Annotated in this window: 28 protein-coding genes; 11 read left to right on the top strand and 17 right to left on the bottom strand. The window is 65.3% G+C overall.

The annotated features are described in order from the left end of the window. Positions 1–124: 124 nt before the first annotated feature. Positions 125–1,933 carry a hypothetical protein gene (locus LHJ54_RS03730; RefSeq protein ID WP_228242592.1) on the bottom strand — a complete coding sequence of 603 codons (1,809 nt, stop codon included), beginning with the start codon at positions 1,931–1,933 and terminating at the stop codon, positions 125–127. Positions 1,934–2,105: 172 nt separating this feature from the next. Next, the gene (locus tag LHJ54_RS03725; RefSeq protein ID WP_228242591.1) at positions 2,106–2,501 is read right to left on the bottom strand and encodes a hypothetical protein; all 396 of its coding nucleotides are present in this window, start codon (positions 2,499–2,501) and stop codon (positions 2,106–2,108) included. Between the two features lie 291 nt (positions 2,502–2,792). Between LHJ54_RS03725 and LHJ54_RS03720 the strand changes: the two genes are divergently transcribed. Both LHJ54_RS03720 and LHJ54_RS03715 read left to right on the top strand, forming a co-directional pair. Next, complete coding sequence (locus LHJ54_RS03720) at positions 2,793–4,367, top strand: hypothetical protein (RefSeq protein WP_228242590.1); 1,575 nt, start codon at positions 2,793–2,795, stop codon at positions 4,365–4,367. Between the two features lie 93 nt (positions 4,368–4,460). Further along, positions 4,461–7,208, top strand: a complete 2,748-nt coding sequence (locus LHJ54_RS03715; RefSeq protein WP_228242589.1) for a TonB-dependent receptor domain-containing protein — start codon at positions 4,461–4,463, stop codon at positions 7,206–7,208. Between the two features lie 134 nt (positions 7,209–7,342). Here LHJ54_RS03715 and LHJ54_RS03710 read toward each other — a convergent pair whose 3' ends face one another. The 3 genes from LHJ54_RS03710 to LHJ54_RS03700 are packed head-to-tail and all read right to left on the bottom strand — an operon-like array spanning position 7,343 to position 9,364. Further along, complete coding sequence (locus LHJ54_RS03710; protein WP_228242588.1) at positions 7,343–8,203, bottom strand: metallophosphoesterase; 861 nt, start codon at positions 8,201–8,203, stop codon at positions 7,343–7,345. Next, entirely contained in the window at positions 8,193–9,050 is an 858-nt protein-coding gene (locus LHJ54_RS03705) for an acylglycerol kinase family protein (RefSeq protein WP_228242587.1), read from the bottom strand. The genes LHJ54_RS03710 and LHJ54_RS03705 overlap by 11 nt, the downstream gene beginning before the upstream one ends. Positions 9,051–9,097: 47 nt before the next feature. Beyond that, positions 9,098–9,364, bottom strand: coding sequence for a hypothetical protein (locus tag LHJ54_RS03700; protein ID WP_228242586.1), 267 nt, complete (start codon positions 9,362–9,364; stop codon positions 9,098–9,100). Between the two features lie 178 nt (positions 9,365–9,542). On the opposite strand from LHJ54_RS03700, the gene LHJ54_RS03695 reads away from it, so the two are divergent. After that, positions 9,543–9,851: a UrcA family protein gene (locus LHJ54_RS03695; RefSeq protein ID WP_228242585.1), complete on the top strand. Its 309-nt coding sequence runs from the start codon at positions 9,543–9,545 to the stop codon at positions 9,849–9,851. Positions 9,852–9,923: 72 nt separating this feature from the next. Here LHJ54_RS03695 and LHJ54_RS03690 read toward each other — a convergent pair whose 3' ends face one another. Together LHJ54_RS03690 and LHJ54_RS03685 are read right to left on the bottom strand one after the other, a co-directional pair. Beyond that, positions 9,924–10,667, bottom strand: coding sequence for a LytTR family DNA-binding domain-containing protein (locus LHJ54_RS03690; RefSeq protein ID WP_228242584.1), 744 nt, complete (start codon positions 10,665–10,667; stop codon positions 9,924–9,926). Further along, positions 10,664–11,878 carry a sensor histidine kinase gene (locus LHJ54_RS03685; RefSeq protein WP_228242583.1) on the bottom strand — a complete coding sequence of 405 codons (1,215 nt, stop codon included), beginning with the start codon at positions 11,876–11,878 and terminating at the stop codon, positions 10,664–10,666. The genes LHJ54_RS03690 and LHJ54_RS03685 overlap by 4 nt, the downstream gene beginning before the upstream one ends. Before the next feature lie 218 nt (positions 11,879–12,096). Here LHJ54_RS03685 and LHJ54_RS03680 point away from each other — a divergent pair, with 218 nt between their 5' ends. The 5 genes from LHJ54_RS03680 to LHJ54_RS03660 all read left to right on the top strand — a co-directional run bounded on the left by LHJ54_RS03680 (position 12,097) and on the right by LHJ54_RS03660 (position 17,425). After that, entirely contained in the window at positions 12,097–12,690 is a 594-nt protein-coding gene (locus tag LHJ54_RS03680) for a protein-L-isoaspartate O-methyltransferase (RefSeq protein ID WP_241721422.1), read from the top strand. Continuing rightward, the gene (locus LHJ54_RS03675) at positions 12,690–14,207 is read left to right on the top strand and encodes a TolC family outer membrane protein (protein ID WP_228242581.1); all 1,518 of its coding nucleotides are present in this window, start codon (positions 12,690–12,692) and stop codon (positions 14,205–14,207) included. The genes LHJ54_RS03680 and LHJ54_RS03675 overlap by 1 nt, the downstream gene beginning before the upstream one ends. A 62-nt stretch (positions 14,208–14,269) precedes the next feature. After that, positions 14,270–14,875 carry a DUF2497 domain-containing protein gene (locus tag LHJ54_RS03670; RefSeq protein WP_241721421.1) on the top strand — a complete coding sequence of 202 codons (606 nt, stop codon included), beginning with the start codon at positions 14,270–14,272 and terminating at the stop codon, positions 14,873–14,875. A 40-nt stretch (positions 14,876–14,915) separates the two neighbouring features. Beyond that, complete coding sequence (locus LHJ54_RS03665; protein ID WP_228242579.1) at positions 14,916–17,024, top strand: S9 family peptidase; 2,109 nt, start codon at positions 14,916–14,918, stop codon at positions 17,022–17,024. Beyond that, positions 17,024–17,425 (top strand): ferredoxin, encoded by a 402-nt coding sequence (locus LHJ54_RS03660; protein WP_228244287.1) that lies wholly within the window; start codon positions 17,024–17,026, stop codon positions 17,423–17,425. The genes LHJ54_RS03665 and LHJ54_RS03660 overlap by 1 nt, the downstream gene beginning before the upstream one ends. Here the strand turns inward: LHJ54_RS03660 and LHJ54_RS03655 are convergent. Then, positions 17,406–17,723: a hypothetical protein gene (locus LHJ54_RS03655; RefSeq protein ID WP_228242578.1), complete on the bottom strand. Its 318-nt coding sequence runs from the start codon at positions 17,721–17,723 to the stop codon at positions 17,406–17,408. The two genes, LHJ54_RS03660 and LHJ54_RS03655, sit on opposite strands and share 20 nt — an antisense overlap. Before the next feature lie 124 nt (positions 17,724–17,847). Here LHJ54_RS03655 and LHJ54_RS03650 point away from each other — a divergent pair, with 124 nt between their 5' ends. The 3 genes from LHJ54_RS03650 to xth are packed head-to-tail and all read left to right on the top strand — an operon-like array spanning position 17,848 to position 19,469. Further along, positions 17,848–18,279, top strand: a complete 432-nt coding sequence (locus LHJ54_RS03650) for a CBS domain-containing protein (protein ID WP_228242577.1) — start codon at positions 17,848–17,850, stop codon at positions 18,277–18,279. Positions 18,280–18,310: 31 nt separating this feature from the next. Further along, entirely contained in the window at positions 18,311–18,640 is a 330-nt protein-coding gene (locus LHJ54_RS03645) for an iron-sulfur cluster assembly accessory protein (protein ID WP_228242576.1), read from the top strand. A gap of 37 nt (positions 18,641–18,677) precedes the next feature. Then, entirely contained in the window at positions 18,678–19,469 is a 792-nt protein-coding gene (gene xth / locus LHJ54_RS03640; protein ID WP_228242575.1) for an exodeoxyribonuclease III, read from the top strand. 11 nt (positions 19,470–19,480) lie between these two features. On the opposite strand, the gene LHJ54_RS03635 is transcribed toward xth, so the two are convergent. The 9 genes from LHJ54_RS03635 to LHJ54_RS03595 form a co-directional block, all read right to left on the bottom strand. Beyond that, positions 19,481–20,095: a cell wall hydrolase gene (locus tag LHJ54_RS03635; protein ID WP_228242574.1), complete on the bottom strand. Its 615-nt coding sequence runs from the start codon at positions 20,093–20,095 to the stop codon at positions 19,481–19,483. 267 nt (positions 20,096–20,362) lie between these two features. Next, positions 20,363–20,698, bottom strand: coding sequence for a DUF1491 family protein (locus LHJ54_RS03630; protein ID WP_228242573.1), 336 nt, complete (start codon positions 20,696–20,698; stop codon positions 20,363–20,365). After that, positions 20,695–21,171, bottom strand: coding sequence for a PaaI family thioesterase (locus LHJ54_RS03625; protein WP_373457049.1), 477 nt, complete (start codon positions 21,169–21,171; stop codon positions 20,695–20,697). Before LHJ54_RS03625 ends, LHJ54_RS03630 begins: the two co-directional genes overlap by 4 nt. Before the next feature lie 5 nt (positions 21,172–21,176). Then, complete coding sequence (gene hpf / locus LHJ54_RS03620; protein ID WP_228242572.1) at positions 21,177–21,740, bottom strand: ribosome hibernation-promoting factor, HPF/YfiA family; 564 nt, start codon at positions 21,738–21,740, stop codon at positions 21,177–21,179. Between the two features lie 94 nt (positions 21,741–21,834). Continuing rightward, on the bottom strand, positions 21,835–22,518 hold the full coding sequence (gene dnaQ / locus LHJ54_RS03615; protein ID WP_228242571.1) for a DNA polymerase III subunit epsilon: 684 nt from the start codon (positions 22,516–22,518) through the stop codon (positions 21,835–21,837). A 10-nt stretch (positions 22,519–22,528) separates the two neighbouring features. Next, positions 22,529–23,158: a dephospho-CoA kinase gene (gene coaE, locus LHJ54_RS03610; protein ID WP_228242570.1), complete on the bottom strand. Its 630-nt coding sequence runs from the start codon at positions 23,156–23,158 to the stop codon at positions 22,529–22,531. Further along, entirely contained in the window at positions 23,155–24,009 is an 855-nt protein-coding gene (locus tag LHJ54_RS03605; RefSeq protein ID WP_228242569.1) for a shikimate dehydrogenase, read from the bottom strand. Before LHJ54_RS03605 ends, coaE begins: the two co-directional genes overlap by 4 nt. Beyond that, the gene (locus LHJ54_RS03600) at positions 24,006–24,587 is read right to left on the bottom strand and encodes a nucleoside triphosphate pyrophosphatase (RefSeq protein ID WP_228242568.1); all 582 of its coding nucleotides are present in this window, start codon (positions 24,585–24,587) and stop codon (positions 24,006–24,008) included. Before LHJ54_RS03600 ends, LHJ54_RS03605 begins: the two co-directional genes overlap by 4 nt. After that, a complete protein-coding gene (locus LHJ54_RS03595) occupies positions 24,584–25,429 on the bottom strand; it encodes a pyruvate, water dikinase regulatory protein (RefSeq protein WP_228242567.1) in 846 nt (281 codons plus the stop codon). Before LHJ54_RS03595 ends, LHJ54_RS03600 begins: the two co-directional genes overlap by 4 nt. Positions 25,430–25,568 lie beyond the last annotated feature (139 nt).

Raw genomic sequence — 25,568 nt, 5'->3', positions numbered from 1 at the left:
GCCTCCGCCATCGGTGGCAGCCTGGCGCCAGGCTGTGCGGGGCAGCCTGTGCAACGAGGCGCGGCATTGACCGGCGAGCGGCGCCTCCCTCAGCGACACGGTCGCGCGGCAATCCGGGCGACGATCAACCGGGCAGGCTGAGCGGCCGGGTTTCGTAATGCAGGCGCCACTGGTCCGACTCCGCCAGCATGATTTCGCTCAGGCGGCGGGAGCGGTCGGTCAGCCGCTCGAATGACAAGGGATCCCGCACGATCGCGAACTTGAGCTGCACGAGCTGCCGGGCAATGATGCTCGACCGCTCGCTGGTGGCGGCAAAGTCGCCCTGCATCCTGATCCCGTACAGGGCGGCGGCCAGGGCGGGGAACAGCGCTGTGACAAAGGTAACGATGGCCGGCAGGTTCCATTCGGCAAGCGCGACCTGATCGGTAGCAAACAGGCTGATGCCCAAAAACAGCAGGCAGGCGATGATCGTGCCGAAAAACAGGTTGTCGCCGACGAGGTGGAGCCGGTGATTGGCCTTGCTCATGGCACGGGCATTCCTCCGGTGATAGGCTGCCTGTTCGTCGATCAGCCGCAGCATCGCGGTTTGCACCTTGGCGAGGTAAGCCTTGTCGAACTCCGCCCGCACCAGACCCAGTTCGCGCGCGGTGGCCCGGACAAGCCAGCTAACCCAGCCGGGCCGCCGCGTCCCGTTCTCCACATCCCGCAAGGACAGCCGGCCCAGCGCCGACGACAGGGCGAGCAGCCGCAGCCGTTCGGCCATGTGCCGGTGATCAAGCCACTGTCGGTGGTAATCGCCACGCTGGGTCCGGCGCGTGTTCACCACGATCATGATGATCACGATCAGCTCCGCCGCGATGAGCCACAGCTTTATTTCCGGGAGCAACAGTCCGGACAGGGCGAGCAGGACCGCCAGTCCGGCCAACATGAAGTTGGCGACGAAGCTCGAGCGGAACCGGACGGCAAAGGAATTGGCCCGGTAATCGGCGCGGCTGTAGCGCGGCAACAGCAGCGTCTCGAGTTTCTGTCCGAACGCGCCGTGGATGCGAAACTCCTCCAGGTGACGCCACTCGTCCTGCGCCGACTGCTCCAGCGTTGGCGTTCTGTTCAGCAGCGAACGCCACGGCCGCGCGCCGCTCGCGGCAAGCAGCACCGGCCATCCCAGAAATCGCCGGGATCTAAGAGTGTCGTGCGCGTAGAAACGGTTCAGCGTGCGCTGCCGATCGGAGGGCGGGGCACACAGGGCGGCCACCACCTGCGGCAGAACCTCAGCCGCGTTCGCGCGCTCCACTCCGTCAAGCGAGGGCCGGTCGGGAACCGCCTCGTGCAGACCGCTCCACAGCAGTTGCGGCGGCTGCTTTCCCGCAGCATCGATGTGGATCACGGGCTGATGCAGGGCGACGGCCTCGCCAATGATGTGGGTGGTGCCGCCGCGCCCCCGCGCCCCTTCCCCATCCCAGATCGCCAGCAGAATATCGGATTGCGACAGCACCATCCGGCCGGCCAGTTCATAGCCGGCTTCGTCTCCGGCCCGGTACTCGGCCAGTGAGGCGATCGATCGCGCCCTGCTCAGCAAGGCGGCTGACCGCGCCCACTGCCCCGGGGCGAAGTCGCGGCGGTACTGTTCGGCTGCGAATGGCAGACACACCGCAAGGTTTGCGCCGCATTCGAGCGCCGATTCAGCGGCCCAGACGTCGGCCCCTTCCGCAAGGGACGACACCAGCTGCATTTCAGGCACGTCGTCGGAAAAAGCGGCGCCACCCGCTTCGCGCACTGCGTGGAGGCTTTCCTGCGCGAGGCGGAAGATTTCGCAGCACTGCTGCTTGACCCGTTCCTGCAGCGCCACATCGAGGCGCGGCGGACGATGGCCGGTGACGCCGAAGCGCAGCACCAGCCGCGGCTGAAATCCCGTTTCGCGTTCCGTGTGTTCCAAACGCCCCCGGCCCACAAACTACCTTGCGCCAGGCTGACACGGATTGGACGCAGCGCAAAGGGAAAACAATAGGACAGACGACCGGCGCGGCTGTCGCACAAGGAGCGGACGGTCAGACTTGGCGGTATCGCTGCCGCCGGGTCAAACGGCAGGCAGGCATCGCTGCGCGGTTCTACCGCAGAGAGGCGAAGGATCCTGCGGCTGTAAATTCGCCCGCCGCCAGCTTGCGCAGCCCCTGTCGCGCGAGTTCGCGCGAATCGACCCATTCGCCGGTAATCGTCTCCAGGCTCGCGCGCTCCTCGCTCCTGAGGGCAGCACGAAAATAGGCTTCGGCTCGCCGGCGATCGCCTTCGCGGGCATGGGCGATGCCGAGATTGATCAGCCGGGCCGGATCACGCAGCGAGAGGCTGTCGGCCGCCATGATCTCCGCAATGGCGCCCGCGTTATTTCCCGCGGCCAGTTCGTCCGACCCGACCGGCAACGCTTCGGTCACAGCAGGCCCGGATGCAGAAGCAGCGGTGGCGACGCAGCCAAACAGCAAGGCCGGGAACACGGAACGCTTGAGCATCTCGACTCTCCGAAAATTGTTTCAACGCAAAGTAACACCGCTGAAACAAAGCTGCAAACGAAACGTCACAATTGTAACAGAAACGTCACACATCAGACGGTGCGTGGCTGCCGAAGCGGCATAAGATTCTTTTGTTTTCAGAGCTTTAACCAATCCTGTTCAATTTGCCGCATAAATCATCCGGCTGACAAAATTCTGTCACGCAGCGGAGCTACACGTCGACACGACGCGGATCGCAGCGTTGCGTGCCGCTCGATTGATCACCGGTCCGGTTTTGAGGGGACAAATCTCGTGACACATTCCATTAGGTTGCTCGCGCTCGGCTGCAGCGCACTTGCTCTGGCTGCGTGCGGCCCCGATGATATCGCTTCGCCCGGAACTGGCGGCAATATTACCATCAACAACCCGCCCGCGCCGGCCCCGACGCCGACGACGCCCCCGACCGCTGGCAACGTCACACCCGCAGCGGACTGCCCAACCATCGCGGGCGGAGCACTGCGCAACGGCGGGACAATTGCGGGCCCAACCGGAACCTACCGGGTGTGCACCCTGCCCAGCCGCTTCACCGCGTCAACCACCCTGCCCTACGTCCGCGGCCTGCTTTACGAAATCGGCGGCCGCGTCGACGTGGGGACCGACAATGGTCCTGCGGCAACTCCCGGGGAAACGAGCGTAACCCTTTCTATCGAACCAGGTGCGATTCTGTATGGCAGCGGGGCCTCGTTCCTGATGGTGAACCGCGGCAACCGCCTCAACGCGGTCGGCACGGTGCAGCGCCCGATCGTGTTCACCAGCCGCGACAACGTGACGGGTCTCAACGCAGGGCGCGAAGCAGCCTCCGGCCAGTGGGGCGGGGTCATCCTCGCCGGGCGTGCGCCGATCACGGACTGCGCTGCCCCCGCCGCGACACCGGGCACGGTCGGCTGCGAACGGCAGGTCGAAGGCGAGGCACAACCGGCCCGCTACGGCGGTGCGACCAGCAACGACAACTCGGGCGCCCTGCGCTATGTGCAGATCCGCTATTCCGGCTTCGTCCTGTCCGGCGACAACGAGCTTCAGTCGCTGACCACCGGCGGCACCGGCACCGGCACTCAGTTCAGCCACATCCAGAGCCACAACAGTTCTGACGACGGGGTGGAATTCTTCGGCGGTTTCGTGAACCTTAAATATCTGGTGGTTGTCGGGGCCGAGGACGACAGCATCGACACCGACACCGGCGTCCAGGCCAACCTGCAGTATGTCATCGCCGTGCAGAGGCAGGGAGCGGGCGACTCGATCATCGAGGCCGACTCGACCAACGCCCTGGCGGACAGTCTGCCGCGGCAGAACACGCAGATTTCGAACGCGACCTTTATCGCCCGCAATGCCGGTGCCGCGCCACTGCTGCGGTTCCGGGGCGGGACCGACTATGCCCTTGTCAATTCTGTCGTGGTGTCGGCTGCGGGCACCGGTTGCCTGCGGATCGACGACGCGGAAACCGTCCGCGCAGCCGACCCGGCGTTGCAGGATCGTGGCCCGCTGGTGTTCCGCTCGGTTGCGCTCGACTGCGCAACACCGTTCGTCAACGGCTCCAACTCGGGAGCTACGGCTGCGCAGGCGCAGGCGCTGTTCACCAGCGGAGCGAACAACCGCACCCCGTTCACCAACACGCTGACCATGACCTTCGTGAACGGAGCGAATGAAGCCGCCGTCCCTGCGTTCAACCCGACGCAGCTGTCGAGCTTCTTCGACAACGTCGATTACATCGGCGCCGTGCGCAACGCGCAGGACACCTGGTACCAGGGCTGGACCTGCAACTCCGCGACCGCAAACTTCGGCACCAGCAACACCGGCAGCTGCGACAGCCTGCCCGTGTACCCGGCCTGAGCCGAAACTACGATGACAGCCACCCCGCGCACATCGCTTGCGCGGGGTGGCCGCTTTCCCGTGAACAGACCAGATAAGGCAGGGGTTAAAAACATGGCGATCAGCGGGCGATTCCTGCGGCTGCTTCTTGCGGGCACCGCCATCACCGCCGCGAGCACGCTGGCAGCGGGCGCATCCGCGCAAGGCACGGTCGGCACCCCTGGCGTGGCGACGCCGCCACCGCCGCCGGCGCAGACCACCGTCGACGATGCCGCTGCCGATGCCGCCCTGCCTGGGGTCGAGGAGGGGCAGGCGGACACCAGCGACGCTGAAGCGCAGGCAAGTCAACCGGACATCTCCATCCCCGGCGCCGGGGGCGAAATCGTGGTCACCGGTCGCCGTGTCCGCGATATCACCCGCTCCTCCACCCAGGTCATCTCGGTCCTGTCCACCGAACAGATCGCGCGCACCGGCGAAGGCGACATCGCCGGCGCGCTTGGCCGGGTGACCGGCCTGTCGGTGCAGGGCAACGGCTTTGTCTTCGTGCGCGGTCTTGGCGATCGGTATTCGCTCGCCCTGCTGAACGGGCTGCCGCTGCCCTCGCCCGAGCCGCTCTCGCGGGTGGTGCCGCTCGACATCTTTCCCACGGACGTGATCGCGTCCAGCCTCGTGCAGAAAACCTATTCTGCCAACTTCCCCGGCGAGTTCGGCGGAGGCGTTATCAACCTGACCACGCGCTCCATCCCTGACGAGCCGTTCCTGCGCGTCGGTGCCGGGATGAGCGGCGACTCGGAAACCACTTTCGGAAACGGACTGGCCTATTACGGGTCCGATTTCGACTGGTTTGGGTATGACGACGGCACACGCGACGCGCCGCCCGCGCTGCAGGCCTTCTTCAACGATGGGCGCCGCCTGTCCGACCTCTCGCAGGCCGAACAGGGCAACATCATCAAGCAGTTCGGCAACCCGAACCTCGTCCTGCTGCAACGCATCGACCGCCTGCCGGTAAACTGGAGCGCTAACATCAGCGGCGGCACGGCTGCGCCTGTGGGCGACGGTGGCGAAATCGGGATCATCGCCACTGCCGGGATCTCGAACAGCTGGCGCAACCGTTTCGTCACCGCGCAGACGCCGATCAACGCCAATCTCGATCTGGACACGGACTTTCGCGACGTCATCACCGACAACCGCGTGCTGGTGAACGGGCTACTCGGCTTCGGGCTGGAATTCGGCGAGAACCAGATCCGCTTTACCAATCTGTATATTCGCGACACCGTGAAACAGTCGCGCCTGTCACAGGGTGAGGATTTCCAGACCGGCTTTTCGCAGCAGATCGCCAACACCGGCTGGTTCGAGCGGCAGCTCTACAATTCGCAGTTTGTGGGGGAGTTCAAGCTGGGCGAAGTCGATATCGACCTGCGCGGCGGATTTGCTCGCACCGACCGGGAATCGCCATTCGAGACGACTTTCCAGTACGTCCGCACCAACAATCCGAACGATCCGACCGGCAATCTGTTCATCAACGTCCTCGACAGGCAGCGCGGCAACGCGGCGTTCGCGTTCTCCGACCTGACGGAGAAGCTGTATTACGGCGGGCTGGACCTCAGCTACCCGGTGACGGACTGGCTGCGGATCACGGGCGGCTATGCCTACACGGACACCGACCGCTTTTCCGAACGGCGGGAGTTTCTGGTCAATGCCGCCACCGATTTCGACGACGCGGTGGGGGCCTTGCGCCCCGACCTGCTGCTGGGCGACGCGCTGATCGATTTTTACGGCTTTGGCCTCATCGAAACCACCCAGTCGGACCCGGCCTTCCGCGCCGGGCTGGAGATACATGCCGGCTATGCCCAGGTGAACTTGCGGCCGCTCGACCGGCTGACGATCGATCTGGGCCTGCGTTACGAGGATGCGCGGCAAACCGTAAACCCCGTCGCCCTGTCCAGCGCGCCAGTAAACCCGAACGCGAGCACCTTCCTCGGCAACGATTATTTCCTGCCGGGCGTGACCGTCACCTGGGAAGCGACCGACCAATTGCAGCTTCGCGCCGCCGCCTCGCGCACCATTGCCCGGCCGCAATTCCGCGAGCTGATCTTCCAGACATACTTCGACCCGGAAACGAACCGCCAGTTCAACGGGAATCCGTTCCTGGTGGACAGCGAATTGACCAATGCGGAAGTTCGCGCCGAATACTACTTCGGCCGCGGAAACCGCGCATCGATCGCGGGCTTCTACAAGGACATCAAACGGCCGATCGAGGCGTTCTCCAGCTTTTCCGACAACGACCAGCTGACCAGCTTCGCCAACGCGCCCAGCGCGGAGCTTTACGGCCTGGAGGCCGACCTGCAATTCGGCTTCGATCTGGGCAGTCTGGGCGGGTGGTTCGCCTCGAAACAGCTGATCGCCATCGCCAATTACACGTTCACCCAGTCGTCCATTTCGGTGCGCGAAGGCGACAGCACCTTCGTATTCCCTCAGGGCGAGCGTCCGGCGAGCGACTTCTTCTTTGACGGGCGGCCGCTCACCGGACAATCGGACCACCTGGTGAACTTCCAGCTCGGCTTCGAGGATCAGGAAAAGCTGCAGCAACTAACCCTGCTGCTTTCCTATGCCAGCCAGCGGGTCACATCACGCGGCACAAGCGGCTTGCCGGACATCGTCGAGGATCCGGGACTGCGGGTCGATCTGGTCGCGCGAGAGGCGGTCCGTTTTCTTGGCGTTCCGCTGGAACTGAAGTTCGAAGCGCGCAACATCTTCGGCCGCGACAATTTCGAGTTCCAGTCGAACGGCGCGAACCGGGTTGAAATCAACAGCTATGACGTCGGGACTACGATTGCGGTATCGGCCGCTTACGACTTCTAGCACCACCCCTCGACGGCGTAGCGGCCGCGTCGTTGTACGTCGCAGCGGGGCCGACAACCTCAAAATCCGCCGCGAGCCCTTTGCGGTGCAGGCATGGCGGGAGAAAGCGGGAGATGTGCGCTCCCGTTCCTTCATCAATGCACGGGCGGATCGGTGCGCGGCACCGCGCCAACGGGCGCGACGGGTTCGCCGGGCCGCCGCGGGGGCAGCGCGTCCTCCGGCACATCGTCGATCTGCATGTCGGGCGTCGCTACGCCGTCGAAATTGCGCACTTGGACGCTGATGCGCTTCCCATTCCACCGCAGTTCATTGAAGCTGGGCGGAGTGGATCGGACGCGTTTGGACAAGGTTCCCGCACCGATCATCCGCACCGGACCGTTGGGCGTCTGTTCAACGAGGTCGAAGGCGTCATGCACATGGCCGCTGAGCACACCCAGAACAGGGCGCGTGGCGAGCTCGGCCAGCGCGTTGGCACCGCCATGCGTCAGCACCTTCCCCATCCGGTTTACCTCGACCAGCGGATGATGCACCGCTACCAGAGCCTGTTTGCCGGGGGGCAGAGCGTCGAGCGCGGCGAGACACTGATGCAGCGCCGGCTCCGTCACCCAGCCATAGGACCACGGCCAGCGCGGCTGCCACCGGCGCACGGTCTTGAGCGGCACGATCGCCAGGCCAGGCAGGTCGATGACGCGCTCTACCTTCTCCTGCATGCCCCGAAACCGCTTGTACGGGTCGGTGAACCGCTCCCACGGGTTGAAATACGGCAGGTCGTGATTGCCGACCTCAACCGTGACCGGCACATCAAGGCTGTTGATCCAGCGCGTCGCGGCGGCGAACTCACGGTGACGCGCGCGCATGGTGAGGTCACCGGTAATGGCCACGGCGGCAGGTTTCTGCCGAGCGATCTCCGCCTTCGTCCACTCCAGCGCGCGGGTATCCTCCAGTCCGAAATGAATGTCCGAGATGTGAAAGATGAGCAGGTCGTCAGTAGCCATGCGCGCTCGCTATCAGATTGAGGTTCCACTCCGCGAGCGTGAACTGCGGCTTTTCCGTTAACGTCCTTGGTTCGCCATCCATCAGGATGTCGACGGCGCTCCCATCCTCCACCCGCACCGTCAGACTGTCGAGGAGCCCCAGCCGGTCATGCGGTCCTTTACGGAAATCGCGTCGGAGCAAGGCCCAACCCTGCGCCAGGAACTCGGTCAGATTGTCGGCATGATAGGCGTCGAGCTGGATGCCGCGATGGCTCGGCGTCAGCTTCAGCAGCGGAAAACTTTGCCCTGCACCAAGGGGGGGATCGACGCAGACGACCCCCGCCCCCCGCGTCGTCCGGCCGATCGCTTCTCCTGCCTGCGCGGCAACCGCAGCCGCATCGCCTTCGCGCAAGGCTTCACGCACCGTGTGCCAACTAGATCCGGGTCCAACAAGCAGGTCGACCAACGCCTTTCCCGCTTCGCAGGCGATGCCATTGATCCGTGTTGGCCGCATCGCGCCGCGCGCCACGCGATCAACGATTTCCTCCGCCTCGGCCTCGCCGTGCATCCGCTTTGCCAGCAGGTTCTGGGTACCGCCGGGCAGCACCAGCACGTCGCCTTCCCAGCCCTCCAGAGCGGTGGCCACGGTGTTGGCTGTTCCATCGCCAGTAAAAATCGAGACCAGCGGATTTCCCGCCGCCTGCATTTGCGCAGGCGTTGGCGCTCTGTCGTCTGGGAAACACATCACGCGGTCGACCGTCCAGCCCCGCTGCTCGAACGCGCTGCGCAGCGCGTCGCCTGTTGCCGGATCGTTGCTACCGCTCGCGCGGTTCGTCACCAGCCAGGTTGTTCGCGCTGTCGCTGTCATGTCGGGAACTATGCGCGAGCGTGCTGTCCCGTTCCCCAACTGCGAAACTACAGCCGGCGCGACAGGATCATCCAGCCGGTAACCAGGTTCAGCGCGCTGTAGAGCGCATAGGCGAACGCCACCTCGGGCCATTCATTCGCGGCCAGCATCATCGCCGCGGTCAGCAGAAGGAATTCGAATGCCAGCATGATCCCGCCGCCCCTTGCGCCGCGGCCGCGGGTAAGCTGGCGAATCAGCGGATGATCGCTGTCCAGCACCGCGCGATGCAGTGCAAAATTGCCCACCCCCAGGATGAAGATCATGATGAGCGCCATTCTCATCCTCATGATTGCGCATCGCTGGTCGAGCGCCAAGCGCATTCTGTCGGCTGCGCCGCCGCAATCATCCAATGCCTCATCCCTTTGTCGACCAGTTGCTGCCCGGCGCGCCGGTTTGCTCCATCACAGGACCGACCGGACCGATGCCGATCCGGTCCTTCATGGGAGACGTGAAATGAATACCCTGCTTGGCCTTGCCGCCGCGACAGCAGCGTTGATGGCAGTTGCGCCCGCCGTCGCTGCTCCGGAAGAGATGCGGCAGATCAACGTCCAGTATGGCGACCTCGATCTCGCCAGCCCGGAAGGACGGAAAGTGCTGGAGCGCCGCCTGACCAACGCCGCGCGTGAGGTGTGCGGCATCGATGATCAGAGGACCGGTTCGCGCATACGCAAACCACAGGAAACGCACTGCTATCGGCAGGCGCGCGCCACTGCAATGCAGCGGTACGCCGTAGTCATCGAGCGCGATCAGCTTGGCGGCTAGACCCGAGCCGTCAACTGGGGCCCCGGTCCTCTAGTCCCGGCCGGGGTCCGCTTTTTCGCCCGTATCGCTAGTTCAACGGCCAGCCATTGCCTTAACTCTGGGTAGGTATGTGCGCCCGATCCGCAACGTACCTCCGCCGATTAGCTCGGCTACCCAAGTTCCCAGTCCGTCGTGGCGCAGGCCGCTGATGCGGTCCCGGCGAACAATGGTCGAGCGGTGAATTCGGATGAAGTCAGCCGGGTCCAGCTTTTCCTCAAGTCCCGCTATGGTTTGCAACATCAGATAGGTGCGATCGGCCAGGTGCAGGCGGACGTAATCGCGTTCCGCATCGATCTGCTGCACATCGGCAACAGCCACGCGGATGAGTTCGGCCCGGTGGGGGATCCAGATTTCCTCCAGCCAGCGTCCGCTCGCACCTGTCCCCGCGCGACTCCCTCGCTCCCAGGCGCGTTCGACCGCGCGGACCAGGCGTTCGGCGCGCACAGGCTTCAGCACGTAATCCACGGCTTCCAAATCGAACGCCTCCACCGCGAATTCCTCGTGCGCGGTGACGAAGATCACGGCCGTGCGCCGACCCATGCGCGCAAGCTCCCGCGCCACCGTTAGCCCGTCTGCTTCGGGCATGGTCATGTCGAGCAGAACCAGATCGGGCTGCAAGGCTTTCACCAGCCGCAGGGCCGCCGCTCCGTCGCTGGCCGTGCCCACCACGCGCAAGCTGTCGATCCCGGCGCAGATTACCTGCATCCGTTCAACCGCCAGCGGCTCGTCATCGACGATCAGGGTGCGCAGGGTGTCAGGCTCGGCAGGGCGGTTCATGCATCCTCCAGCGGGATCCTCAGTTCGGTCTGAAAACCTGTTCCGGCTGAACCGGTTGTGACTTGTGCGTCCGGTCCAAACCTGACCAGCAGACGGTCGCGCACATTGGCAAGGCCGATGCCCAGCCCGCCGGCCTTCACATCCGCTGCTCCCGGTCCGTCATCGCCGACGCTGAGGATGAGCCAGCCATCCTCGGCGCGCGCGGTCAGCACGATCGTGACCGGGCGGCTGCTGGTGGCGACCGCGTATTTGACCGAATTTTCCACCAGCGGTTGCAGGATCATGCCGGGCACCTGCACGCCTGCAAGTTCGGCGGGCAGGTCTATGCGCGTGCGCAAGCGGCGCGGGAACCGGACCTTTTCGATCTCCAGATACAGCTGTTGCAGGGCGAACTCGTCCGCCAGCGGCACATCGCCCGATCGGTCACCTGCAAGGCTCTGGCGATAGAAATGCGATATGTTGTGGATCATTTCCTCGGCATCCGCGGTTCGCTTGGTGATCACCAGGGCGGACAGGGAATTGAGGGTGTTGAACAGGAAATGCGGATTGATCTGGTAACGCAGCGAGCGCAGCTCCGCCGCGTTGGCGGCCCGCGCGAATTCGCCCGCCCGCCGTTCGGCCACCCGCGCCTGTACGCCGGCCTGTAATGCGAGGTAAATGGCCGACCAGGCAAGCAGCAGGAAGTAGGTGCTGAGCGCCACCTCGAACGTCAACCGCCAGCGGTCCAGCTGGGTTGGTGCGGGCGCGATAAGGATGCTGGGCGGCCGATCAGCGGCGGCACCTGTCTGCCCTGCCGGCCCGCGCGGCAGGTCGAGCAGCAGATTGCCCGCTGCGTCGCGGCGATAGGCAAAGCCACGTTCGCGCCCGATCTGCTGCTCGATACGGCTCTCAAGCGGTTTGAACAGCATGACATTGACCTGTGCCGTCAGCAGGGCCGCTGGCATCGCGGCGAGCAGCGCCACCACAATCTTGGTGCCGAGCGAGCGCTGCGCCACCCAGGCCAGACACTGCCACAGCAGCAGGGTGATGGCCGCCCCGGCGAGGCAGACCACGCCCCGGCGCCAGATCAGCTCGCTCTGGAGCACGGGCAGCACGAGCGCACTGCGGAGGGAGAGGAGGAGGAAGTACGCCAGCCATGCGCCGACGATGGATGCGGCAACAGTCCGGAACCGGAGACGCTCGGCAGGCTGGGAGAGCGGGGCGGAAGTCACTTCGACGGCATACAGCCAATCGCGCTCCGATGCTTGCCGATCATCGGGCGATATCGCCGCTTGGTCGAAATCGCGGCGGAACCCTGCTGACCAAGAGCGTCGCCTCCTATAGATCCGGGGCCGCCAGCTCTACGGCGGGTCGGCAAGGCTTGGCACCGGGCCTCCGCCGCCGTAAGGCAGCGCGCGCAGTTGGGAAAATAGCAGAACCGATGCAAATCATGACCGAAACGTCCATCGACTTCGCCTCCGCCAGGGAAGCGATGATCAACAGTCAGTTGCGCACCAGCGGGGTTAATGCCGGCTGGGTGCTGGCGCGGATGCGGGATGTTCCACGTGAAACATTCGTGCCGGCGTCGGCGCGCGTGGCCGCCTATGGCGACCGGGCGGTTCGGCTGGAGGACGAGCGCTTCCTCGCGGCCCCGGTGTTCTACGGCACGCTGTTGCAGGAGGCGCGTCCGGTTGCGTCCGATCGGGTACTGATCGTATCTTGCGCGCCCGACTACCTGGCCGAACTGGTGCGACCGCTGGTGGCAGAACTGAGGACGCTGACCCCGGAAGAAGCCTTGCAGCCACCTGAGTCCTCGCAAGACGCGACCCTGCTGCTCATCGACGGCGCAGCGGAAGAAGTTCCTGCCGCACTGGTTGCGCGACTTGCGCCCGATGGCCGTGCGGCTGGCGGGATCATCCGCAGCGGCGTGCAACGACTGGCGACCGGCCGGGTGGTGGGCGACGAACTGGTATGGCAGGCGGTGATCGAGATGGGCATCCCCCGGCTCACCGCCTTCGATGCGCCCAGGTCCTGGCGGTTCTGATGGCGTGCGGGAGGGGGAAGGCGGCGCTGCTCGCTGGGGCCGTGCTGATGGCGGGGTTGGCGGTGCCTGCGCAAGCCGACACTCTACGCGAGGCGCTGCGCCAGGTTTATGAGAACAATCCGACCATCCTTGCCGCCCGCGCGCAACAGCGCGTGGTGGACGAGAATGTGCCGATCCAGCGCGCCGCCGGACGTCCGGCTGTCGAAGCCAGCAGCCGCTTTACCGAGTTTCTGATCCAGGATCAGGCGAGCTTCCTCGCTCCGGAACGGGCACTCAACGCCGGAGTGAACCTCAGCGTGCCACTCTATCAGGGCGGCGGCGTGCGCAACGCCGTTCGCGCCGCGGAGCAACGGGTTGTAGCTGGTCGCGCCGACCTGCGCGGTGCGGAAAGCGCGCTGTTCACCCAGGCGGTTGCGGTGTACATGAATGTGCTGCGCGACGAAGCGGTCGCAGCGCTGGCGCAGAACCAGGTGGACGTGCTCACCACCAATCTTGAGGCAACGCGGGACCGTTTCGAGATCGGCATCCTGACCCGCACCGATGTAGCGCAATCCGAAGCGCGGCTGGCGGTTGCGATCAGCGACCTGCGATCAGCGCAGGCAAATCTCATCAGTTCGCGCGAAAACTACATCGCGATCGTCGGCGAAACACCCACCGATCTTGAGGCACCCCCGCCGCTTGGCGGCCTGCCCGGCAGTGCGGAGGACGCGGTGACTATCGCTTTGCAGAACAACCCGGACCTCATCGCCGCACGCGAACGGGCGCAGGCGAGCGAAATCGACATCCGCGTCGCGGGCGCCGGGCGACTTCCACAGGTGTCGGTGATCACCGGTTACAGCTACCAGAATTTTCTCGGCACGCTGGGCGGCGCCAACGGCGTGGCCGTGCCGCAGGCGTCCGACGGCTTGCAGGCCGGTGTGCAGCTTTCCGTCCCGCTATTCCAAGGCGGACGTCCGGCGGCGCAGCAGCGCCAGGCGCAAGCCCGCGCATCCGCCGCGCTGGAGCAGGTGGTGGAAATCGAACGCTCGATCATTGCGCAGGCCCGCTCCGCCTGGGCGAGCTATCGCGCCGCGCTGGCCATCATCGATGCCTCGGAAGGCGCGGTGGGAGCGGCCGCGCTCAGCCTGGAAGGGGTGCGGGCGGAAAACACCGTCGGTAACCGGACGGTGCTCGACATCCTCGATGCGGAGCGAGAATTGCTCAACGCGCGCGTCCAGCTCGTGGCGGCCCAGCGCAACGCATATGTTGCGGGTTTCTCCCTCCTGGCGGCGATGGGGCGGGCCGAAGCTCGCGACCTCGGGCTGGAGGACGACGGCCCGCTGTATGACCCTGCGATCAATTATGACCGTGTGCAGGGCCGCTGGTTCGACTGGAGCCGCGATCCCGATCCGGTGACGGAGGCGACCCGGACGCTTGACGTTCCGCCGGCCGATGCTTCGGTCCGGCCGATCGGACCGCTGGACAGCGGACAGGCAGAAGTTGACGAGATTGGCGATCTTGGTCCCGGCAGGTTATAAGCACCCCGCCAAGCAATAATCAGGGGCAAAGCAGAACCATGCATCAGCCGGGCGAACCATCGGTGGAACTCCTTCTCGACCGGATCAAGAAAGTGATTGCCCGCGAAAACGAGCGGACCGGAGAGGTGCGCGGCGTGGCGGCTGATCCGACCCGCTCACCGCGTGACGCGGCCGGCGACGACCACAGAACCGAGCCGGTGGACCCGGAGGAAGCAGCCGAGGTGCTGGACCTTGAGGAGGACGAGATCGTCACCCCTCCCCCCTACAGTGCGGTGCAGGACGATGCTGCGGCAATTCCGCTGGCGGGCGAGTACGACGACGACCTCGTCGAATACGGCTGGGCCGAGGCCGAGGCTGAGGCGCCGCAAGAGGCCGCTCTCCCTGCTCCAGGCGGCGGGCAGGAGCACGAGCCCGACACGCATGGGAGCACGGAACCGCTCGCCAGCACGCAGACCGCTGCGGCCACGCGCGAAACACTGGCCGCGCTGTCGGTGCTCAGCGCCCTGACGCGTTCACAGAACAGTGGCACTGGCGAACGACCGCTGGATGAGATCACCCGCGACCTGCTGCGCCCGATGCTGGCGGAATGGCTGGACACAAACCTCCCTCCGCTGGTCGAACGGCTGGTGCAGGCAGAAATAAGACGCATCATCGGCATCGGACGCTAGGCGCTTCCTATTCCCGCGGCGGCGCGATAGGACAAAGCGCATGAAAACAGCTCTTCTCGCGTTTGCCGCCACGCTGCTCGCTTCCACGCCCCTGCAGGCACAAGATCGCCCCGCCATGACGGCGGAAGATCTCGTCACCATGCCGCGCCTCGGCACCCCTGTCGTGTCACCGGACGGGCGCGCCACGGTATATGGCGTCACCACCACCGACCCGCAGAATCTCAGGCGCAGCACCACCCATTACCTCCTTCCCCTCGCCGGTAACGCCGCGTCCCCCGTGCGCGTTGCGCTGCCCGATGGCGCGAACAGCGCCGCGTTTGGTCAGGACGGAATGCTGTACTTCCTTGCCAGCGGTGCACCGGCGACCGGCGGCGCAGCGGTTGCCCAGGTGTGGCGGGCGTCCGTTGCACCCGATGGGCAGGTCAGCAGGCTTGAACAGGTCACGCAGTTTGCCAGCGCGGTCGACGGCTTTGCCGTGGCGCCGGCCGGCAATCGCCTCGCCGTGTGGCGCGCCCTGCCCCGCGATTGCAGCGACTTCGATTGCGGCGGCCGGCCGACCGCTGCTCCCGAAGTGGGAGAGGCACGGGTCTATGACATAGCCGACGGCTTTTACCGGCACTGGGACACCTGGCTGACGCCGGGCGAAATGTCGCGCGTGTTCGTGTTCCCGCTGGTCGACGGGCGGGTCAACGGCGCCGGCGTGCCTCTTGACGGACCCGCAGGCACCTTGACCGGCAACACGCCCACCCGGCCCTTTGGCGGAAGCGAGGACGTCGCCTGGGCACACGATGGCAATGCGGTGTTCTTCGTCGCCCGGCAGGCAGATGCTGACGAGCCCCGCTCTACCAATCTCGACATCTGGCGGTCGTCGCTGGATGGCGGCGCGCCCCGCAATCTGACCGAGGCGAACGAAGCGGCAGACACCCTGCCCACCCCCTCACCCGACGGACGCTGGCTCGCCTATCTCGCCATGGCCCGGCCGGGGTATGAATCGGATCGCCAGGTGATCCAGCTGCGCGACCTGCGCAGCGGACAAGTGCGCGCGCTGACACAGGGTTTCGATCGCAGCTTCGGCTCTCTCGCTTGGACGCCCGACAGCCGACACCTCATCGCGACGGCGCAGGATGTGCTCGATACGCCCGCTTTCCGTATCGATATACGTACTGGCCGGGCAGAGCGGCTGGACCTGCTGCCCGGCAACGAAGCGCATCTCGGCAACGTCACTCCGCTGAGCGGCGGTCGCCTGCTGTTCACTCGCGATTCCATTGCCGCCCCGGCTGAACTCTACCTCTCCGACGCGCGCCAGGCACGGCAACTGACGCGGGTGGCGAGCGAGCGCATTGCGCAGCTGGCCCCGGTCGCCACGCGGCGCTTCAGCTTCGCGGGCGCCGGCGGTGCCCAAGTGTGGGGCCAGATCACCAAGCCGGAGGGCGTAACCGAGCGTCTGCCGGCCATTCTCTACATCCACGGTGGGCCGCAGGGCTCGTTCAACGACGCCTGGTCAACCCGCTGGAATCCGCGCGTTCTGGCCAGCCAGGGCTATGCGGTCATCTCGGTCGATTTCCACGGTTCAACCGGCTATGGTCAGGACTTCGTCGACGCCATCAACCGGGACTGGGGTGGCAAGCCGCTGGAGGATCTGCAGAAAGGGCTGGCCGCCGCCCTCGCCCTTGATCCCCAGATCGACGGCGAGCGGGCCTGCGCAATGGGCGCGTCCTATGGCGGTTACATGGTCAACTGGATTGCCGGCAGGTGGCCGGACCGGTTCGATTGCCTGGTCAATCACAACGGCCTGTTCGACACCCGGGCGTTCTATTACGCGACGGAAGAGCAATGGTTTCCCCGGTGGGACTTTGGCGGCGGATACCAGGAAAACCGCGAACTGTATGAGCGGTGGAACCCGGTGAACTACGTCACCCAGTGGCGCACGCCGATGCTGGTGGTGATCGGCGAACGCGATTTCCGCGTCCCCTATACGCAGGGTCTTGGCGCCTACACCGCCCTTACCGATCAGAACGTGCCGGGCAGGCTGCTGGTATTTCCCTCAGAAAACCACTGGGTACTGGGCGCGGCCAATTCGCTACGATGGCACAATGAAGTGTTTGCCTGGCTCGACCGGTGGCTGAAGCGGGGCGGCGCGGAGCAGTGATCGGGTCAGGTGCGATCCACAAGGCACAGCGCGCTCTGGCCAAATGCGGCGGCGCAGAGGCCGAGCGGCACATCTTCCTTTGCGCGATCTCGGAAAAGCAGAAGTGCTGCTCGCGCGAGGACGGCAAGGAAGCCTGGAGCTACCTGAAAAAGCGCCTGAAGGAACTCAGGCTGACCGGGCCGCGGGAGCTTGACGAGGACACTGTGAAGCGGCGTGGCGGGATCGCCCGCACCAAAGCCGACTGCCTGCAGATCTGCGAAGCCGGGCCGATCGCGGTCGTCTGGCCCGACAATATATGGTATCACTCGTGCCATCCCGCGGCACTGGAACGCATCATTCAGGAGCATCTGATCGGCGGACGCCCGGTGGCGGAATATCGCCTCAATCCTGCCAGCGGCTAGCTGGCCGGCGCCGTTGCCGCTCGTCCAGCGGATCCTCGATCGCTTCGTCATGGCCGGTGCCGCTGGACAGGAATACCAGGCTCATCAGCGCGCCCGTCAGCATGAAGGTCAGTCCCAGGCCAAGCGCGAGAGCGATGTAGAAGTGGTAGGAGACCGGCTCGCCGCTCCACCATACCAGCGCAAAGGCGACTGCGATGATGCCGGTCGCTGCGGCAGCGAGCCACTTCATCAGCCGCCGGAACCTTCGCCAGGCATGGCTGGCGGTGTGGGCGTCGTCGAGCGGGCTGGGCTTTACCATGGCGCGCGATGTGGGCGATCGGGCGGGCAGTTGCAATCCCGTGAAGGTCGCAGCTTGGGGAATGGTCAACTTCGCCAAGCTGTGTCACACTGCCTGTCCGTCCTCGGCAAAGGGAGCACGACCGATGACCATTGGCCGTATCATATCAGGCCGCGACCCTGCCGCCATCATCACCTGCGACGCCGACGCGCGCCTGTCAGACGCTGTGGAGTGCCTTGCTGCGCGTCGCATCGGCGCACTTCCGGTGATGCAGGGAGGTGATGTTGCCGGCATCCTGTCGGAACGTGACATCATCTACCGGCTGCGCGAAGAGGGTGCGGCGTGCCTCGAGCGGTTGGTGACAGAGGTGATGACGGCCCCCGCGATCACGGTGGAGCGCGCCACCAGCATTGACGACGCACTGGAGCTGATGACCCGCCGCCGCATCCGCCACCTGCCGGTTGTCGAAGGTGGTCAGATGCTGGGCTTTGTATCCATCGGCGATCTGGTCAAAGCCAAGATCGACATGGCCCTGCGCGAGGCGGAACAGATGCGGCAGTATATCCGCACCGCTTGAGTGTCGCGTCTTGCATGCCTAAATTATGCGCATGGCTGATCCATTGACTCTTTCTCCCGCCGCTGCTGCTCGCGTCGCGCATATCGCGCAGCGGCAGGCGAAGGCGCCACTGCTGCGCCTGTCGGTGGAAGGCGGCGGCTGCTCGGGTTTCCAGTACCGCTTTGGCCTTGCCGACACGGTGGAGCCGGATGACATGGTAAGCGAGACGGATGGGGTGCGGCTGGTGGTGGATCCCGTCAGCCTCGACCTCGTTGCGGGAAGCACCGTCGACTTCGTCGAATCGCTTGGCGGAGCGGCCTTCCGCGTCACCAACCCGCTGGCCGCAGCCGGCTGCGGATGCGGGTCGTCCTTCGGCATTTAGATTAGACCCGCTGACGCGCACGGGTTAGACGTGCGCCATGAAAATCGCCACCTTCAACATCAACGGCGTGAAGGCTCGCCTCCCGCGGCTCCTCGAATGGCTGGAAGAGACGCAGCCTGCGGTCGCCTGCCTGCAGGAGATCAAGACGACCGATGACGCCTTTCCGGCGGATGAGTTCGGCAAGCTGGGTTACCACGCCATCTGGCATGGGCAGAAAGGGTTCAACGGCGTCGCGATTCTTGCTCACGGAGTTGAGCCTCAGGAGACACAGCGCGGCTTGCCGGGTGACGATGCCGACGACCAGGCCCGCTATCTGGAGGCGGAGGTCCACGGCATCCGGATCGCGTCGATCTACCTGCCCAACGGCAATCCGCTGCCCGGCCCCAAGTTCGACTACAAACTTGCCTGGTTCGATCGACTCCGGGCGCATGCCGCGCAGCTTTGGCAATCCGAGGTGCCGACCATCCTCGCGGGCGATTACAATGTGATTCCGACCGACAAGGACATCTGGTCCGGCCGCGTGATCGAGGAAGACGCGCTGGTGATGCCCCAGTCGCGCGACGCGTATGCGCGGTTGCTGGCCGATGGATGGGCCGACGCGATCGGCACGCTCAACCCGGAAGGCGGGGTGTGGACCTACTGGGACTATCAGGCGGGCGCCTGGCCGCGGGACCATGGCTTCCGCATCGACCACCTGCTGTTGTCCCCGGAATGCGCGGACCAGCTGGTCGCCGCCGGGGTGAACAAGGAGCATCGCGGCCGCGACAAGGCCAGCGACCACGCGCCGGTCTGGGTGGAACTGGGAGAGCGGCCCAATTCACCCCGCTGAGGCTGCCCGCCCTATTTGTAGAAGATGTGGCGGTTGATGGTGGTGGCCGCGACCCGGCGCTTGGCCCAGCCTGGCTTCACGTAATTGGCGTGAAAATACAGTGCGGCATCCGCCTCGCTGTCCCAGTGATCGTAGTGCGCAATCTGCGCAATCACCTTCGCCTGGGCCCAGGCGGAGGAGTTCTCCGGAATACGGGGCATGGTACCCCGCTTCACGAAGGAAAACTGCGAGCGCTGATACACGACGCCGCAATAGGAATTGGGAAATTGTGGAGAGTGCTTGCGGTTGATGACCACCTTGGCGACCGCCAGCTGTCCTGCCAGGGGCTCGCCCCGGGCCTCGAAGTAGATCGCGCCTGCCAGGCAGCGCATGTCTTCGGACAGACTATCGGGAGTGTCCATCACCGCCACCAGTTCGCGCAGAGAGGTGGCCCGCGGCGTGGTTGTGTCCTGATCCTCGTCGCCTGGTTGAGCCACGGCTTCGGCGACCGGAAGAGGCTGTACCCCTGCATTTGTGACGAACACCGGAACCGGATCGGAAATGGTTGGTTTGTTTGGAACAGACAGGAAGGGAAGGTCTGCTTCCTGGGCCAGCGCGACCCCATGGTCCGCGCCGAAGATAAGCATTGTCGCGACCAAGGCTGCAGAGCCTGAGGTCAAAGTCATTGTCCGTCGACGCACTGCGTCTCACCTTTAGGGCGGTGAATGGTCCTGCGCAGGCGGGTGCAGCAGCGCGTTCAACGCTGCGGAACCTTGAATGCAATGGCAGCCTGCCGGCCATCCCCCGTCTGCGCGCTAACAATCAGGGCAAACAATGCCCCGCTCGCCGCCTGCGCTGTTGGGAAGTGCCTTCGTGGATAGCGTAAGCGGGTGGCCGGTCAACAGCCCAGCGCCTCAATCCTGCCTTAATTCGATGAACCGTTCCGGTTGTGGGACATCCAGTTCGATGATCCACAGGGCGCCATCCTGTTCGCCTCTCTGGGCAAGATAAACCGTCATATCCCTTTGCTTATCAGTTACTTGCTTGGTTATCTGGGTGAACACCCGGGACCCATCCAGTTGCGGCATCCGCTCCCACAAACGCGGATTTCTGCCATTTTCGATGGTTAACAGCAGGACACTGCCAGCATCCCGGTCTCCGCGCTGGATCACCGTGGTGAACCCGCCCGCAGCTTCAACGGCGCGGCGCCAGCCAGCTACCTCCAGGTGGGTCGGCAGTCGCTGCGTCATTCATCCGAGCCGGCAGCATCATACCCTGCAAGGGACGACAGCGGGATCCGCGAGCGCATGAAGGTGCCGGTACCGCGTCCGATCTCCTCGCCGGCGGCATCAATCAGCCGCGCTTCCGCGATGAGCACCCGGCGGCGCCCGCTCACCCACCTGCCCTCGGCGCGCACCTCCCCCTCGGTGACCGGCTTGGTGAACAGCAGGGTAAAGGCTGTTGTCAGCAGAAAGCGATCGGTGACGAGGGTATTGGCCGCATAGAAGGCGGCGTCGTCCAGCATCTTGAAATAAATGGTCCCATGCGCCGCCCCGGCCGCGTGGTAGCTTTCGGGGGTGACGGCAAAGCGGATTTCCGCCTGTCCCTCCCCGGCAATCTGAAGGCGGGATGGGAACAGGCGGTTGATCGGGGCCGAGCGATAGAGTCGCTCCAGCGCACGATAGTGGCTGTCCGCTCCTCCGGCGGATGACGCGCTGGCCAAGACCGTCAGTGCGGCTCGACCCAGCCGATCGAGCCGTCGTCACGGCGATACACCATGTTGTGCCGTCCCGTGCCCGCGTTCTTGAAGAACAGCGCGTTGGTGTTGCGCAGGTCGAGCATCATCACGGCATCGGCGACGCTGCCTTCGGGGATGTCCACCCTGGTTTCAGCGATGATGGGCGGCGCATCCGGCGCCTCCTCCTCTTCGCCGGCGCCACCAGCGAAGACGCGATAGGCGGCCTCTTCCTCCTCGCGCGGGGACAGCACCCGTTCGCTGTGCGGCTTGAGGCGTGTCTTGTAGCGGCGCAGCTGCTTCTCGATCTTGCCCGCCGCGGCTTCGAACGCCTGGTGGATGTCATGGGCAACTGCCCTAGCCTTCAGGAACAGGCCATTCATCACATGCGTGACGATATCGCAGGAGAACGCCCCCCCCGGTTCCTTCCCGAATGTCACGTTGGTCGAGACAGCGCGGCTGAAATACTTGCCCACAATGTCCTGCATCCGGTCGGACACCTGTCCCTGAAGCGCAGCGCCCGTGTCGATCTGATGGCCCGATACACGAATGTCCATGTGGCTGTTCTCCCAATTCCATGTGCCTGGATAACGCTCGAGCGACCGGCGGGGGTCCGCCGAAATCAAGCCGCCTCTACTTAGGCGGAGTTCCTCATGCCAGCCAGAGCGGGCTGCGGATTTTTTCGAGAAAGGCCCGATGGCGCGCCAGCTCCTCGGCCGACGCGGAATGGGGCCGCGGGTCGCGGCGGCTGCGCCGCACTTCGGCAGCGTGGTCGCTTCGCGTATCCCGCGCCAACGTCTCGACAGCCAGTTCCAGCCCGATCTGGCGACCGCCGGTCAGCTCGACATAGACCTGCGCCAGCAGTTCCGCATCCAGCAGCGCGCCGTGCTTCACCCGGTGCGTCCGGTCGATGCCGTAGCGGGTACACAATGCGTCCAGCGACAGCTTGGCCCCCGGGTGCCGCCGCTTGGCGAGCTGCACCGTGTCAACCATGCGTTCCATGGCGATCGCAGCCATTCCGCAGATGCGCAGTTCGGCGTTGAGAAAGCCGAAGTCGAACCCGGCGTTGTGGGCCACCAGCGGCGCTTCGCCCAGAAACTCCAGCAGCTCGTCCGCGCGGTCGCCGAACAGCGGCTTGTCCGCCAGAAACGCGGCAGACAGGCCATGCACCGCTTCCGCACCTGCCGGCATGTCGCGCTGCGGGTTGAAGTACGCGTGAAACACTGCACCTGTCGGCACGCGGTTGACGATCTCGACGCAGCCGATTTCCACCATCCGGTCACCGGTTGCCGGATCAAGGCCCGTGGTTTCCGTGTCAAAGACGATTTCGCGCATGCTCTTTCTATCAATCCCGGCGCGGCGCTTGGCAAGGGACGCCGCCGCGTTCGTCACGCAGCCGGGCGACCAGCGCACGCACCTCCGCCTCGGTCCGGGCCAGTCCCGTTCCGGTGTCGATCAGGTAATCCGCCCTCGCCCGCTTGTCAGCGTCTGGCATTTGCAGAGCCAGGATGTGCGCAAACTTGTCAGGCGTCATGCCCGGCCGGGCCAGAACCCGGGTGCGCTGGACCTCGGCGGGGGCGGAGACGACGACGACCCGGTCCACCTGGGACACGCCACCCTTTTCGAACAGAAGGGGGATGTCGAACACGACTATGCCTTCGCCTGCGTGCTCCAGCAGAAAAGCCTGACGCGATGCCGCGACCGACGGGTGCACGATCGCCTCTAGCCGGGCGAGCGCCGCGGGATCGGCAAAAACTTGGGCACCCAGCTTCCCGCGCAGCACGCCGTCCGGTCCGGTGCTGCCGGGGAACGCGGCCTCTATTGGTGCGACGAGGATGCCGCCCGGGCCCTGCATGTCGTGTACGATGGCATCGGCGTCGAACACCGGCACGCCAGCGGCCCGGAACATCTGCGCGACGGTGGACTTGCCCATGCCGATGGAGCCGGTCAGGCCAAGGATGAGCGGTCTGCTCATCGCGTCAGCAAGGCCCGCAGCTCCGCATCGTGCTGGCGCGGGGCCGGCCGTCCGAAGAACAACTCGAACGCTGCAGCGGCCTGCCCGATCAGCATCGCCAGGCCGTCTATCGTACGATGGCCGGCCGCCTCGGCGCGGCGCAGAAAGGTGGTTTGCACCGGGTCCGTGATGATGTCGTAGGCGATCGCCCCGGGCGGCGCATGACTCCAGTCAAAGGCAAGCGGCGGCTGACCTTGCATTCCCAGTGCAGAGGCGTTGATCACCAAATCAAGGCAGCCTTCCCGGTCGTCGAAGGCAAAGTCCGTTGCGGAAGCAAAGTGCTCCAGTGGCGGCGTGTGGTGCTCGCCCTCTGGCGCCAGTTGCATCAGCAGAGAGCGCGCCTTGGCCCGGTCGCGTCCGGCGAGCACGATGACGAAGCCATGCTCCGCCAGGGCGTGAACGATGGCCCGCGCCGCGCCGCCGGTGCCGATCACACGGGCCATCCGCAGCCAGTGACGCTCGGCCAGCAACGGGGCGAGCGGTTCCACAAATCCGCCCGCGTCGGTGTTGTGTCCGCTCAGCGCGCCGCTGCCCGCCCGCACGACCGTGTTGACCGCGCCAATCGCCGACGCGTCGGTCGCGACGTGATCCAGCAAGGGCAGCACCATCTGTTTGAGGGGCATGGTGACGTTGCACCCGCGCCAATGCGGATCGTCCCGCCGTCGCTCAAGATATTCGGGTAGTCCATCGCCGGGTACTTCGGTCGCGCGATAATCCGCCTCGATCTCCAGCTTTTGCAGCCAGAACCGGTGGATCGCCGGCGATTTGGACTGCGCCACCGGGCTGCCGATGACTTCGGCGTAGGGCGTCACTGCGCCAGCTCGCCCTCGGCGCGCAGCGCAGCCAGCACTGGCAGGAGCGGCATGCCAAGGATGGTGAAGTGATCGCCCGCCACCCAGTCGAACAATTGCACCCCCCTACCCTCGATCCGGAACACGCCCACGCAATGGCCCACGTCTGGCCACTCCGCATGCAGATAGGTGTCGATGAAGGCGGCGCTCAGCTCGCGGACTTTCAGCCTGGCGAAGGAATGTTCCATGTGAACCACCTTACCTGCGCGCACCAATGCCGCTGCGCTGTGCAGTTCCATGATCTTTCCCGAAAAGAATGCCAGGTGCTCTGCCGCCATTGCGCGAGACTCCGGCTTGTCGAACCGGCGGCCTTCCACCACCACGAGCGAATCGCTCCCCAGCACCAGCCCGCCATCCGCCACCCGAGCGGCGCAGGCCTTGGCCGCGGCGAGAGCCTGCACAATCTCGTCCGGCGGCGCCCCAGCCATGTCCTTTTCCATGGCGCGCTCGTTGATGTCCGCTGCCACCTGTTCGAAGGTGACGCCAGCCGCACGCAGCATGGCGGCGCGCGACGCGCTTTTCGAGGCCAGCCAGATCATGCCGCGCCGCCGACCCGGCTGGTCGAAGGCTGGCGATCGCGTTCGCCGATGAGGCGGATGATCGCCGCGGCGGTTTCCTCGATCGACCGGCGGGTGACATCGATCACCGGCCACCCGTGGTCGGCGAACAGGCGGCGGGCGTAATGGAGTTCGGCCTTCACCTTTTCATCGTCGACATAGTCCGTCTGGGTCTGCTCGCCCATGACCGCCAGGCGATGCCGCCTTATCTGGATCAAGCGGTCGGGCGCGGTGGTGAGGCCCACCACCAGCGGTTTTTTCAAGTCGAACAGCTTGGGGGGCGGGGGGCTTTCCACCACCAGCGGAATGTTGGCGACCTTGAAGCCGCGGTTGGCCAGATAGATCGACGTCGGCGTCTTGGACGAACGCGACACGCCTGCCAGCACGATATCCGCCTCCTCCCAATTGTCCCAGCCCACGCCGTCATCATGGGCTATGGTGAACTGGATGGCGTCGACGCGCTCAAAATAGGCGCGATCCATAATATGCTGACGGCCGGGGCGCGAATGCGCCGCTTCCTGCCCCAGTTGTCGCTCCAGCGCCTGCGTCACGCGATCGAGGACGGGCACCGCCGGGATGCCCAGATGCCGGCATCGTTCCTCCAGGGCGGCCCGCATATCAGGACTGATCATGGTGAACAGAACAAGCGCATTGTTTGCCTGAAGCTCGGGCAGAATGCGGTCGAGGTGCTGACGCGAACGGACCATTGGCCAGAAATGCCTTGTTACCTCGGCTTCCTCGAACTGGGCGAGTGCGGCCTTGGCGATCATCTCCAGCGTCTCGCCGGTCGAGTCGGACAGGAGATGAAGGTGAAGGCGCGGCATGGGTGCTGGCGACTGGCCTTTCGCGGGCTGTGGACAGATGCCCGCATAAACCACGGGAAAGGTCTGGCGACAAGTTCGCAGCGGGTTTTCACCCCCGCTGTGCCGGTCCCGCCCCGCCAGCCATGCACAATCCGCAGCA

Origin of the sequence: Porphyrobacter sp. GA68 (genome assembly GCF_022605525.1) — a bacterium.
Taxonomy (GTDB): Bacteria; Pseudomonadota; Alphaproteobacteria; order Sphingomonadales; family Sphingomonadaceae; genus Qipengyuania_B.
This window is presented reverse-complemented; position numbering and strand designations above follow the sequence as displayed.